General features: G+C 64.1%; 12 protein-coding genes and 2 rRNA genes. 6 read left to right on the plus strand and 8 right to left on the minus strand.

The annotated features are described in order from the left end of the window. From H146_RS0110295 to tusA, 4 genes are all read left to right on the plus strand, one after another. Positions 1-221, plus strand: a 23S ribosomal RNA gene (locus tag H146_RS0110295); the annotation flags it as partial. A 115-nt stretch (positions 222-336) separates the two neighbouring features. Beyond that, positions 337-452: ribosomal RNA gene (gene rrf, locus H146_RS0110300) — 5S ribosomal RNA — on the plus strand. A gap of 368 nt (positions 453-820) precedes the next feature. Next, a complete protein-coding gene (gene rlmM, locus H146_RS0110305; protein WP_019951793.1) occupies positions 821-1,897 on the plus strand; it encodes a 23S rRNA (cytidine(2498)-2'-O)-methyltransferase RlmM in 1,077 nt (358 codons plus the stop codon). 27 nt (positions 1,898-1,924) lie between these two features. Then, the gene (gene tusA / locus H146_RS0110310) at positions 1,925-2,170 is read left to right on the plus strand and encodes a sulfurtransferase TusA (protein WP_019951794.1); all 246 of its coding nucleotides are present in this window, start codon (positions 1,925-1,927) and stop codon (positions 2,168-2,170) included. Here the strand turns inward: tusA and H146_RS0110315 are convergent. Continuing rightward, complete coding sequence (locus H146_RS0110315; protein ID WP_019951795.1) at positions 2,151-3,560, minus strand: MATE family efflux transporter; 1,410 nt, start codon at positions 3,558-3,560, stop codon at positions 2,151-2,153. The genes tusA and H146_RS0110315 overlap by 20 nt on opposite strands. 106 nt (positions 3,561-3,666) lie before the next feature. On the opposite strand from H146_RS0110315, the gene H146_RS0110320 reads away from it, so the two are divergent. Then, complete coding sequence (locus H146_RS0110320) at positions 3,667-4,257, plus strand: elongation factor P hydroxylase (protein WP_019951796.1); 591 nt, start codon at positions 3,667-3,669, stop codon at positions 4,255-4,257. 5 nt (positions 4,258-4,262) lie between these two features. Here H146_RS0110320 and H146_RS0110325 read toward each other — a convergent pair whose 3' ends face one another. Further along, positions 4,263-4,757, minus strand: a complete 495-nt coding sequence (locus H146_RS0110325; RefSeq protein ID WP_019951797.1) for a hypothetical protein — start codon at positions 4,755-4,757, stop codon at positions 4,263-4,265. Further along, the gene (locus H146_RS0110330; RefSeq protein WP_019951798.1) at positions 4,750-5,595 is read right to left on the minus strand and encodes a TatD family hydrolase; all 846 of its coding nucleotides are present in this window, start codon (positions 5,593-5,595) and stop codon (positions 4,750-4,752) included. Before H146_RS0110330 ends, H146_RS0110325 begins: the two co-directional genes overlap by 8 nt. A 130-nt stretch (positions 5,596-5,725) precedes the next feature. Between H146_RS0110330 and H146_RS0110335 the strand changes: the two genes are divergently transcribed. Beyond that, positions 5,726-7,654, plus strand: a complete 1,929-nt coding sequence (locus H146_RS0110335) for an ATP-binding cassette domain-containing protein (protein WP_019951799.1) — start codon at positions 5,726-5,728, stop codon at positions 7,652-7,654. Between the two features lie 51 nt (positions 7,655-7,705). Here H146_RS0110335 and H146_RS0110340 read toward each other — a convergent pair whose 3' ends face one another. From H146_RS0110340 to H146_RS0110360, 5 genes are all read right to left on the minus strand, one after another. Then, the gene (locus H146_RS0110340; RefSeq protein WP_019951800.1) at positions 7,706-8,167 is read right to left on the minus strand and encodes a universal stress protein; all 462 of its coding nucleotides are present in this window, start codon (positions 8,165-8,167) and stop codon (positions 7,706-7,708) included. 131 nt (positions 8,168-8,298) lie between these two features. Further along, positions 8,299-8,736 carry a transcriptional regulator SlyA gene (gene slyA, locus H146_RS0110345; RefSeq protein ID WP_019951801.1) on the minus strand — a complete coding sequence of 146 codons (438 nt, stop codon included), beginning with the start codon at positions 8,734-8,736 and terminating at the stop codon, positions 8,299-8,301. A gap of 76 nt (positions 8,737-8,812) precedes the next feature. After that, positions 8,813-9,928: a DUF5924 family protein gene (locus H146_RS0110350; protein ID WP_019951802.1), complete on the minus strand. Its 1,116-nt coding sequence runs from the start codon at positions 9,926-9,928 to the stop codon at positions 8,813-8,815. A gap of 5 nt (positions 9,929-9,933) precedes the next feature. Then, positions 9,934-11,004, minus strand: a complete 1,071-nt coding sequence (gene holA / locus H146_RS0110355) for a DNA polymerase III subunit delta (RefSeq protein WP_019951803.1) — start codon at positions 11,002-11,004, stop codon at positions 9,934-9,936. Between the two features lie 10 nt (positions 11,005-11,014). Further along, positions 11,015-11,527 carry an LPS-assembly lipoprotein LptE gene (locus tag H146_RS0110360; RefSeq protein ID WP_019951804.1) on the minus strand — a complete coding sequence of 171 codons (513 nt, stop codon included), beginning with the start codon at positions 11,525-11,527 and terminating at the stop codon, positions 11,015-11,017. Positions 11,528-11,543: the final 16 nt, after the last annotated feature.

The raw sequence follows: 11,543 nt of genomic DNA on the forward strand, positions 1-11,543 counted from the left end.
TGGTGTACCGGTTGTCATGCCCATGGCATCGCCGGGTAGCCAAGTGCGGACGGGATAACCGCTGAAGGCATCTAAGCGGGAAGCCCCCTTCAAGATGAGACTTCCCCGGGGCCTTGAGCCCCCTGAAGGGCCCTCGAAGACGACGAGGTCGATAGGCGCGGTGTGCAAGTGCGGTAACGCATTGAGCTGACGCGTACTAATTGCCCGTGAGGCTTGACCATATAACACCCAAGTGGTTCGCGTCGCACGACGCCGGATACGCGAGGCGTATCACAGCTGCAGCATGATCCCGTCCACGGCGGCGCTGTCTTCGCGACAGTGCCGCCAGCCGAATTGCCTGACGACCAGAGCGAGCGGGTCCCACCCGATCCCATCCCGAACTCGGCAGTGAAACCGCTCAGCGCCGATGGTAGTGTGGGGTCTCCCCATGCGAGAGTAGGTCATCGTCAGGCACCCTTTTGAAACCCCGATTACAACATGGTCGGGGTTTTGCTTTTCCGGTCCTCCCCATGGGCTTTTCAGGGGTCTCCCCATGACCCGTCTGTCGGGAACAGACGGGAACCGCTTCAGCGGGCCCGCAGGGCGAGTCCCGGGACGGGACGAGTAACAGTAGCGGAGCGCCGCCCGGGTCATCGTCAGGCACCCTTTTTGAAACCCCGATCACGATATGGTCGGGGTTTTGCTTTTTCAGGACCCCGACCGCAGCATGGTCGGGGTCCCTTTATATCGGGCACTCGCGTCGTCGGGCGGCGCATTGTCACCGGTCTGTTATTGGCAAAGCGTGTAAAATAACAGCCGCCATGCCGTTAGAGCCCCTTTTATGTCACAGGCCACGCCCAACGAATTACTGCTCTACTGTCGCGCCGGTTTCGAGGCCGATATGGCCGCCGAAGTGGGCGAAAAAGCGGCGCTCGCCGGCCACGTCGGCTACCCATTGGCCGTGGCCAATACGGGATTTGTCCGGTTTATACTGACTGACGGTTCGCCGGCCAATACGCTGCATCGTGCACTCCCCTTTGAGAGCCTGGTATTTGCGCGTCAGTCACTGGTCGCTTTCGCGCCGCTCGAGGCGCTGGATCGCAGTGATCGCATTTCGGCGATCGTGTCGCAGGTAGAAAAGAGCGGCTGGAGCTTCGAGCAGACCCTGCATGAGGTGCCGGACACCAATGAGGGAAAGTCGCTTTCTGCTCTGGGTCGCTCCCTGAACGTGCCGCTGGAGAGTGCCTGCCGCAAGCGAGGAGCGCTACGACGCAAGGCGGGCAAGCGCTGGCTGCATCTGTTCTGGAGCGCCGGCGACCGGGTGCAGCTCGCGATCAGTTTTCCCGGCAATCGCAGCGACCATCCCGGCGGTATTCATCATCTGCGCGCGCCGCGTGAAGCGCCCAGCCGTTCGACGCTCAAGCTCGAAGAGGCCTGGCATACTTTTATTCCGCGCCAGCAATGGGATGAGTTGCTGGCTGACAATCTATGGGCCGCTGATCTGGGGGCCGCCCCGGGGGGCTGGACATGGCAGCTGGTACGGCGCGGCCTGAGTGTCTACGCCATCGACAACGGTCCCATGCAGGAGGCGCTGATGGCCAGCGGTCTGGTAGAGCACCTGCGTGAGGACGCCTACGACTGGTCGCCGCCGCATCCGCTCGACTGGCTGGTGTGTGACATGGTGGATCGCCCATCGCGCGTCACCGAGCTGATGGCTCACTGGCTGGTGCGAGGCTGGAGTCAGCGGGCAATTTTCAATCTCAAACTGCCGATGAAGCAGCGCTGGCAGGAAGTTTCAAACTGTCTTGCACTGCTCGAGACGCGCCTTGGCGCAGCGGGTAGGCAGACCCACATACGCTGTCGTCACCTTTATCACGACAGGGAGGAGGTGACGGTCTATGTGGCATCGGTGGATTGAACCTCAAACGGAGCAGGTACAAAGGACATGAACGACCGACCCAACAGCGATCAGCTACTGGATACCAGCGGACTCTACTGCCCCGAGCCGGTCATGATGATGCATAACCGGGTACGCGAAATGGCGCCGGGCGAGGTGCTGGAGATCGTTGCCACCGACCCCGCCACTACCCGCGACGTGCCCAAATTCTGCACCTTTCTCGGCCACGAATTGATCGAGCAGTGTGAGGAGGAGGGCGTCTGGCGCTACCGGATCAGGATTGCTGCGCACTGAGTGTCTCCGCCGGGGCCTGAAGCTGGCGACTGGCGGTGCGTTGCAGCCGCCACCCCAGCAGCGCTGCGGCGCAGCTCAGACCCGCGATCAAACCGATCCAGTAGCCATATACGCCCAGCCCGCTGCCGCCCAGCAGATGGCCGCCGCCCAGGCCCACGATCCAGTAGGAAGCGAGAGTGATCAGCATGATGATGCGGGTATCCTTGTAGCCGCGCAGTGCCCCCGCCATGCTGACCTGCAGCGCGTCCGAAATCTGATAGATGGCCGCCATCAGTACCAGATTGGCGGCCAGCGTCCGTACCGCTGGGCTGTCCGAATAGAGCGCCACGATGGGGTGGGCACCCGCGATCAGCACGATATCGATCAGCAGGGCGGCGATCAGCGCTACCGCCACGCCGTTCCAGGCCACGAAGCGAGCGCGAACGCCGTCGCCCTGTCCCAGCGTATTACCGACCCGCACGGTGAGCGCCATGCCCAGCGACAGTGGCAGCATGAACAGCAGTGAGGTGAAGTTGAGCGCCACCTGATGCGCCGCCACCACGGTTTCCCCAAGGCTTGCAACGAACAGCGCGATCACCGCGAAGAGCGTCACCTCGGTAAAGATCGCCACGCCGATCGGCAGACCTATCCTGAGCAGCTCACCGGTCCGCTTCACCTGTGGCCGCTCGATGCGCCGCCACGGGTCGATACCGGCATAGGCCCGACTTTGTCGGATGTAGAGCGCCATGACCAGACACATCACCCACATGGCGATCGCCGTGGCGAGACCGCAACCAACGGCGCCCAGCGGCGGAATACGGTTAATCAGCGGTAGCGATACGCCGATGGCGTTGCCGCCGAAGATCAGCACATAGTTGCAGGGGATATTGACACCCAGCCCGATCAGACTGATCCACAGTGCCGGACGGGTATGGTTGATGCCGTCGGAAAAGGCGCGCAGCGCCTGGTAGAGCGCTACCGCCGGCATCCCCAGTGCCACCGCCTGCAGATAACCACTCGAGGCGCGTGCCACCTCCGTGGGTACCGACATTACCGTGAAGATCGGCGCGGCCAGCCAGCGCAGCGCCAGTAGTGCGGCAATGCCCAGCACCAGCGCCAGCCACAGTGCCTGATAGACCGAGGGGCGAATCTCGCTGCGTCGCTCGGCGCCCAGATGCTGCGCCACGATGGGGGTAACGCCCATCAGGGTGCCGGTCATGAAGAGCATCAGCGGCATCCACAGGCTGCTGCCCACCGACACGGCCGCCAACGTCGTGGCGCCGTGGTTGCCCGCCATCATGACATCCACTGTCCCCATGCCGGCCTGAGCCAGCTGAGCGCCCAGAATCGGTAGCGCCAGCCGCAGCAGGTCGGTGGTTTCAGGCAGGCGGGCACGAATGGCGAGTGGCAAGGCGGAGGTTCCGGCAGGAAAATGGATGGGCGTCGCACCGAGGGTACGGCCACGGCGTCGGCAAGGGTATCATGATCCGTCATTCATACCCGCAAATGGAGGAGAGATGAGTGAGCCGCTGCAGGAGGAGGATCGGCGGGTCGAGTGCCTGATCGTACTTTTCGATATGATCTTCGCCGACAGCTTCAATACCCGCCTGGTACGGGGCGCTGACGAGCCGCTCTATCTGCCCGCCGGCGAGGATCGCCCCTGCCATCAGGTGATCTTCGCCCACGGTTTTTTCGCCAGTGCACTACACGAGATCAGTCACTGGTGTATCGCCGGTGTCGAGCGGCGCCGGCTTGAAGACTATGGCTACTGGTACAGGCCCGACGGCCGCGACGAGGCGGCGCAGCTGGCCTTTGAAACCGCCGAGATCGCCCCTCAGGCGATCGAGAAGGCGCTGACGCAGGCCTGCGGGCGCACTTTTAATGTCAGCATCGATAATCTCGATGGTAGCGCCGAGGTTGACCGCCACGCCTTTGCTGCAAGGGTCGAGGCGCGCCGCCAGGGCTACATCGAGGCGGGTTTTCCGCCGCGTGCAGCGGCGCTGCTGCCGGCGTTGAAGGCGGTTTTCGTCGAGGCTGGAAGCGTTGAGCGCGCCGCCTGCCGGGCGCGAGCGCTGCTCGACGAGCGTACCGCCAGTGTTGCTCGCTGAGCCGGCTACTCGTCGAGCCAGCGGACGTGCAGCGTCAGCATTACCTGTAGCTCATGCTCGGCGCGGCCCGGTTCCAGCCCCAGCTCACTGAACAGCTCACCGTACTGCAGGTGCCACTCTTCACGCTCGGCGTAAAGGGAAGCGGCACCGCTCAGTTCGATGAAGGGGTTGCCGCGCACTACCTCGAAGAGCCGTTCCAGCGCCACGGCGTCGTCATCGGGATGGCTGCTGTAGAGCGTGCTGCCGTAGTAGTCCGTCTCCAGCTCGCGCAGCACATCGCTGACGCTGGCCCCCAGGCTTGAGAGCTCGTCGATGGCGTAATCGCCGAAGCTCAGCGACGCATCGTGCAGCCAGCTCTCGTCGGGCTGGATCAGGGTGTGCTTGATGCGCCCGTCCGGCAGCGACCAGCCGATCGCCACCGGCACTGATCCCTCGCCGCTCTCCAGGGCAATAAAACCGGGCAGTTCAATACCGCTCTCATCATCGAAGCTGTCATTCATTACGGCTCTCCAGTGATTCAAGGGCGAAAAAACGCTGTGCCGTGGCGGTAGTCGCGGCGGCCAGTTCGGCCTCGTCGCTATCGCGGCAGGCGGCGATCTCGCGCACGATCCAGGGCAGCAGGGCAGGCTCGTGGCGCCGCCCCTTGAGCTTTGCCGGCAGGTTGCGCGGCAGCAGATAGGGGCAGTCGGTCTCCACCATCAGGCGATCAAGGGGAATGTCACCCACCAGCTCGCGCAGATGGCGGCCGCGGCGCTCATCGCACAGCCAGCCGGTCTGGCCGATGTAAAGGTTGAGGTCGAGATAGCCGTAGAGGATGTCACGCTCGCCGGTAAAGCAGTGCACCACCGCACGGGAGATATCGTCGCGCCAGTGGCGCAGCATCTCCAGCATGTCGCGGCCCGCCTCGCGCTCGTGGAGAAAGAGCGGCGCCCCGCTGCGTGCGGCGATCTCCAGCTGGGCTTCGAAGGCGCGGCGCTGATCGGCGGGGTCTGAAAAATTGCGGTGATAATCGAGACCGCATTCGCCCACCGCCACCACCTCGGGGCGGGCCAGTGCCTCCTTCATCAGGGCGGCAAAGTCGGTGTCGAAGTCGGCGGCGTGATGGGGGTGTAGACCGGCAGTCAGATAGAGCGGCAGGGGCGAGTCGCGTTCGCAAAGGGCGAGCCCCGACTCGATACTGGTGCGGTCGGTACCGGTCAGCACCAGCGCTGCCAGATTGGCATCGGCAGCGCGTGTCAGTACGTCGTCGAGATCGTCACGAAAGCTTTCGTGGCTCAGATTGGCGCCGATATCGACCAGCGGCTCGGGGCTGCGAAAGCGCAGTGCATCGGGCAGCATGGTATCTCCTTGCGATAACAGGGGCGTATTGTAGGACAGCCGCGCCGCGGCTGTCCTGCGCTGACCCGCGCCCCTGCGGCGCAGCTGCGTTACAATAATGCCCTGTCAATTTTTCGACGCGCGGAACCTCATGACGCTTCTAAGACTGGAACAGCTTCACCTCGCCTACGGCACCCAGGTACTGCTCGACGGCGCCGATCTGACCCTCGAGAAGGGGGAGCGTCTGGCGCTGGTGGGGCGTAACGGTACCGGTAAATCCACGCTGATGTCGCTGATCGCGGGCAGTGCACTGCCCGACGACGGCACCGTCTGGCGTATGCCGGGGCTGCGCATCGGTACGCTCCTGCAGCACCTGCCCGAGGCCGAGGGGCGCACCATTTTTGACGTGGTAGCCGAAGGACTGCCGGAGGCCGGCGCGCTGCTGAGCGAATATCAGCACCAGATCGAGTCCGGCGACCCCGACATGGACCGCCTCGCGACGCTGCAGTCGCGCATCGAGGCGCTCGACGGCTGGTCTTTTCATCAGCGCATCGACACCGTGCTGACCCGCCTCGGACTGCCCGCCGATACCGCCATGTCCGGCCTTTCCGGCGGCTGGCGGCGGCGCGTGGCCCTGGCCCGGGCGCTGGTTGCCGACCCCGACGTGCTGCTGCTCGACGAGCCTACCAACCACCTCGATCTGGATACCATCGGCTGGCTCGAGGAGCAGCTCAAACAGTTCAACGGCGCGGTACTGTTCATCACCCACGACCGCGCCTTCCTGCAGCATCTCGCCACCGGCATTCTGGAGCTCGATCGCGGCCGGCTGGGGCGCTATCCCGGCGACTACGCCAAATATCAGGAGCAGAAACAGCACGAGCTGGAGGTCGAGGCGCGCGAACGCGAAGAGTTCGACAAGAAACTGGCCGCCGAGGAGCGCTGGATTCGCCAGGGTATCAAGGCGCGCCGCACCCGTAATGAAGGGCGCGTACGCGCGCTGCAGCAGATGCGTGCCGAACGCGCCCAGCGGCGAGAGCGTCAGGGTAGCGCCAACCTCAGCGTCGACAGCGGCGAGCGCAGCGGCAAGCGGGTGGTCGAGCTGGAGAACGTCAGCCACCGCTTCGGTCAGGAGTGGGTGATACGCAACCTCTCCATCGAGATTCAGCGCGGTGATCGAGTGGGGCTGATCGGCCGCAACGGCGCCGGCAAGACCACCCTTTTGAAGATTCTACTGGGCGAACTGGAACCCCAGCAGGGGCGAGTGCGCGAAGGCACCAACCTCAGCGTGGCCTACTTCGATCAACTGCGTGTCGGTCTCGACATGGAGGCCAACGTGCTCGACAACGTGGCCGGCGGTCGCGACAAGGTCACCGTGGGCGGCCGCGAGCGCCACGTAATGAGCTACCTGCAGGACTTTCTGTTCTCTCCCGAACGGGCGCGTCAGCCGGTAAGGGCGCTCTCCGGCGGTGAATCCAACCGGCTGCTGCTGGCCAAACTCTTCACCCAGTCGGCCAACGTCCTGGTACTCGACGAGCCGACCAACGATCTCGATGTCGAGACACTGGAGCTGCTCGAGGAGCTGTTGATCGACTTCGATGGCACCCTGCTGCTGGTCAGCCACGACCGTACCTTCATGGATAACGTGGTCACCGGCGTACTTGCCTTCGAGGGCGACGGCGTGGTGCGTGACTACGTCGGCGGTTACAGCGACTGGGTGCGCCAGGGTGGCACGCTGCCGCCTGCCCCCGGGGAGAGGCGCGAGCGCGGCGGCGACGCAGAAGCCGCATCGTCTCATGAGCAGCAGGCACCGCGTGACGAGAAACGCGGCAACCGACCTCGCCAACGGCGGTTGAGCTATAAACAGCAGCGCGAACTTGATGAGCTGCCGACGCGCATCGAGGCGTTGGAGGCGCAGATCGCCGAGCTGGCCGCCCGCATGAGCGCACCGGCGTTCTATCAGCAGGAGAGCGAACAGGTGAAGGCAACGCTGGCCGAGAACGAACGGGCCCAGCAGGCGCTGGAGGAGGCCATGGAGCGCTGGATGGAACTGGAAAGCGAGCGCGAGGAGGGCGAGCGCTGATCCCGCCCTGGACGGCAGGCCACAGGCCTGCCATCGGAGAATGACAGTGGCTTACTCGGTCGCTTCGCCGTCGGCGCCCACACGCACGGCCAGCACGTCGCATTTGGCACCGTGCAGCACACCGGTCGAGGTCGAACCCAACAGCAGGGCGAAACCGGTGCGGCCGTGGGAGCCCACCACGATCAGATCGACGCCGTGCTCGCCGGCAAAGCGGTGAATTTCGGCATCCGGCATGCCCACCACCACGTGTTGATCCTCGCGCGGAATACCGTAGGGGTCGGCGACCTCGGCCAGCCGCTCGCGGGCGTGGCTGTCGAGCTGATCCTGAATGCTGGTCAGGTCCATGGGAATATCGCCGCCGTAGGCGAAGCCCAGGGGTTCGAGGGTGTGAATAATCGAGACCCTGGCATCCTGATTGCGGCGCGCAATATTGATGGCGCGCTGCAGGACCAGACCGGAGTCGCGGGTGAGATCCACGGCCACCAGAACGTGGTTATAGTGCTGTTCCTGCATATCGCTGCTCCTTCCGCTATCGGTCGATAGTCGTCTCGTATAGAGAAACCCGGCAGCGCCGGCTCCGTCCTGTCACGAGCATAATTTATCCGCTCATGGTGAAAGAGAAAATAGACAGAATGTCGCGACCATCACTCACGCAGCGACAGTTCTCGCGTACCATTGCTCTCGATAAGTCCGAGCGTTTGCTCGAGCCGGTCGAGCTCTTCTTCACTGACGCCGTTCAGCATATCGCTGCGGGCAGCGTTGACCGCCTTTTCGATCTGTTCCAGCAGTGGTGTGGCGTTATCAGTGAGGAAGATGAGCTTGGTACGACGATCCTCCTTGCTGGCGCGTCTTTCGATCAGACCCTGCTGACTGAGCTGATCCAGCGTTCGTACCAACGAGGGAGCCTCGACGCCGATGGTGCGCGCAAGGTCGCACTGCGCCTGGCCATCGCCATAGCGCCAGAGGTGACAAAGGGTGACCCAGCGAGTGTGTGTCATCCCCAGCGGCGCAAGCCGCTGATCGATCACGGCTCGCCACAGGCGCGGTACCCGCGAAACCTTGAGGCAGAGAGATTCGTGCATCTAATCCGTTCTAATAGGTGGATAAGGAGCAATTTTTGCGAATTTTGCCCCTGTAATGCAAGTTTGCCGACGATATTCATTCCTGAATGTCCTCATTGCCGCGCAACCAGCCGACACCCGGCGTGGTATGGCGGCTACCATCGGCCCGCTGTGTCGGCTCACCGGATGCGGCCACCCGAAAGCGCAGGACGCCCAGCCGCTGCCCGCTGTCGGTAATGACATCGATCTGCCAGCGCCCGGCGGCGTTATCACCAAACTGCTGCTTGCGCGACCAGGCGCGATAGCCCTGGCCGCGGCCGCCGTGAATACTGAGGCCGATTCGATCGACCTCCTGACCGTTGTGACGCCAGACATGAAAAATACGCTCGTTGAGTCCCAGCGGCGCGTGAATGGCGGTGAAGGCATAGAGCCCACGCTGCTGTAGCGTTTCGACGCTGAGCGGCATACTGCCGCGGGGTGCCCGGGCGGCGCTGTCAAAACCGGGTGACAGGGCGCTGGCATCGATCCACAGCGTGGCCGGTGGTATCCAGCCGCGCAGCCCCCAGCTGCCCGCTCCCAGCGCTGCGGCGGCGAGTGGCACCAGCAGCCAGCGCGCCGGCCCCAGCCGCCGTGCAAGGAGGAAAAGCGTCGGCAGCGCCGCCAGTGCCAGTGCCACCGCACCGGCGACCAGACTCTGGCCGGTGGTCAGCCCCAGCAGCAGTGGGCCGATCACCAGCACAACCACAAATATGCATATGGCATGGTAGGCGTAATAGAGCCAGCGCCGGCGTGCCGCGAGGTTGAAGTAGAGCGGGTCGACAATCGATACCACCGCGCAGAGCACCAGCAATCCGGTAAAAAGCGCCTGGCCGCTGAACCATACGGTGGTAATCAGAAAGAAGGGTAAACAGAAAAAGAGGGTCTCCTGATGGGCCAGCTGGGCGCAGAAATTGGCCAGCAGGCGCGGCATTTCGGAGCGACCCTGGTGGCGGTACCACCAGCGCCACCCCGCCTCCAGCACCACCAGCAGCCAGCTGGCGACGAGTGCCAGCGCCAGCCATGCGCCGAGGCTCTGTTGGCGGTTGACCAGAAAGAAACTGATAACGCCGCCGCCGAAGCTGACCAGCGGCCACAGCCAGCGAAAGCGATACAGCAGGGCGGCAAGGCGCTGTAGTCGGGGGGAGGCGAGCAGGCGCTGATAGGCCGTCTTCATGCTGTTCAGGCTCGCGCTGCCGTGATGCGGTAGCTCTCCGCCATTTCGGCAAGTGGGCCGCGTGCGCCTGCCAGAGTGAACGCAAGGTCCGACAGGGCTTCCCACACCGGCAGCCTCACTGATCCCTTGATGGCCAGATCGATGCGCTGCGACAGCAGCAGCAGTTTGTGCAAACGCTTGAGTGGCAGTCGATTGAGCGACTGTTGATAAAACGGGCGTCTTTTTTCGGGAATCATCGGCCGCTGCGCCTTGCACGCCTGTTCGATACTCTGACCCTGGTCGAGGTGCTGGCGCACTGACAGCAGCGTGCGCAGCTCGCGGCTCAGCGCCCAGAGAATGACCGGCGCCTCGACCCCTTCACCGCGCAGCCCGGCCACGATGCGCACGACGCGCTCGCGCTCGCCGCGCAGGCAGGCGTCGGTCAGGGTAAAGACATCATAGCGCGCGCTCTGTTCGGTATCGGCGGCGATCCGCTCGGCATTCAGGCGGCTGCCCGGATTATGCACCAGGGCAAGACGAATCAACGCCTGGTCGGCGGCCAGCAGGTTGCCTTCGGTGCGCTCGGCGAGCAGTCGCGCCGCCTCCTGATCCATTTCCAGGCCGTGCAGGCGGGCGCGGTCACGTACCCAGAAGTGCAGCCGCTGGTGATCGATGGGCCAGACCGGTACGAACACCCCCCGGCTTTCCAGCGCCTTGAACCAGCGACTCTGTTGAGTTTTGCGGTCGAATCGCGCGGCGCTGATCAGCAGCAGGTTGTCACTGTCGCCTGCCGACTCGGCGTAAGCTTCCAGCGCCCTGCCACCCTCCTGGCCGGGTGACTGATCGCCAAGACGCAGCTCGATCAGCCGCGTGCTGGCGAACAGCGACAGGGCGTTGGCGCTCTCGGCAAGCCGCTGCCATTCGAAGTTGGGCTCGACCTGCAGAATCTCGCGCTCCTCGATACCGCGCTCGCGGGCGCGGGCGCGAATGGCATCGCAGGCTTCCATGTGCAGCAGGGGCTCGTCGCCGGCCACGACATAAATAGCGGCGAGCTTTTTGTTTAGCTGTTCATCGAGCTTGTCGGGATAGACTCTCACGGCGCGCGCCTCAGCTGGCGTCGCCGGGGTCGAGATTCTGCAGCCGGTCGATCAACCGCCGCGCCGCCTGCTGGCGCAGTTCGCGGCGTAGTTGATTGCGCGCGTCGTCGCGGGTCAGCAACTGGTCGCTGCTGGTGTAAAAGGTCCCCGACAGGCTCAGTGACTCCTGACTGACGAGGTAGGCGTTATCGTCGCGGCGCTGCAGCGACCAGGGCAGCGTCAGCGTCATCTGACGCTCCTGGATGCCCGCATCGCCATAGGTCAGTTCGCGCTCGTCAAACGACTCCGGGCCCATGTTGAGACGCCAGGGGGCGCTGTCCTCGACGACCACGCCAGCGCTGTTGAGTGCCTGCTGGACCTGACGGGTGAGTGGGTTGGTAGGGCCGTCGGCGGCGTTCAGCGCCAGCCGGGAGAAGGGCAGTTGGTGACCGCCGCCGGTGCCGCGCAGATGAAAACCGCAGCCGCTGAGCAGCAGCGCGCCGGCGCTGCCGGCGAGGCCAAACAGAAATGTGCGTCTCTCCACCTTCGACTCCTGAAGT

The sequence above is a fragment of the Kushneria aurantia DSM 21353 genome (genome assembly GCF_000382245.1).
Classification (GTDB): domain Bacteria; phylum Pseudomonadota; class Gammaproteobacteria; order Pseudomonadales; family Halomonadaceae; genus Kushneria; species Kushneria aurantia.

Coding starts and splice junctions, on each gene's coding strand:
- H146_RS0110330 (WP_019951798.1), bottom strand. CDS start 5,595: ATGCTGCCCGATGCACTGCGCTTTCGCAGCCCCGAGCCGCTGGTCGAT.
- H146_RS0110340 (WP_019951800.1), bottom strand. CDS start 8,167: ATGCAGGAACAGCACTATAACCACGTTCTGGTGGCCGTGGATCTCACC.
- slyA (WP_019951801.1), bottom strand. CDS start 8,736: ATGCACGAATCTCTCTGCCTCAAGGTTTCGCGGGTACCGCGCCTGTGG.
- H146_RS0110350 (WP_019951802.1), bottom strand. CDS start 9,928: ATGAAGACGGCCTATCAGCGCCTGCTCGCCTCCCCCCGACTACAGCGC.
- H146_RS0110320 (WP_019951796.1), top strand. CDS start 3,667: ATGAGTGAGCCGCTGCAGGAGGAGGATCGGCGGGTCGAGTGCCTGATC.
- rlmM (WP_019951793.1), top strand. CDS start 821: ATGTCACAGGCCACGCCCAACGAATTACTGCTCTACTGTCGCGCCGGT.
- tusA (WP_019951794.1), top strand. CDS start 1,925: ATGAACGACCGACCCAACAGCGATCAGCTACTGGATACCAGCGGACTC.
- H146_RS0110335 (WP_019951799.1), top strand. CDS start 5,726: ATGACGCTTCTAAGACTGGAACAGCTTCACCTCGCCTACGGCACCCAG.
- H146_RS0110325 (WP_019951797.1), bottom strand. CDS start 4,757: ATGAATGACAGCTTCGATGATGAGAGCGGTATTGAACTGCCCGGTTTT.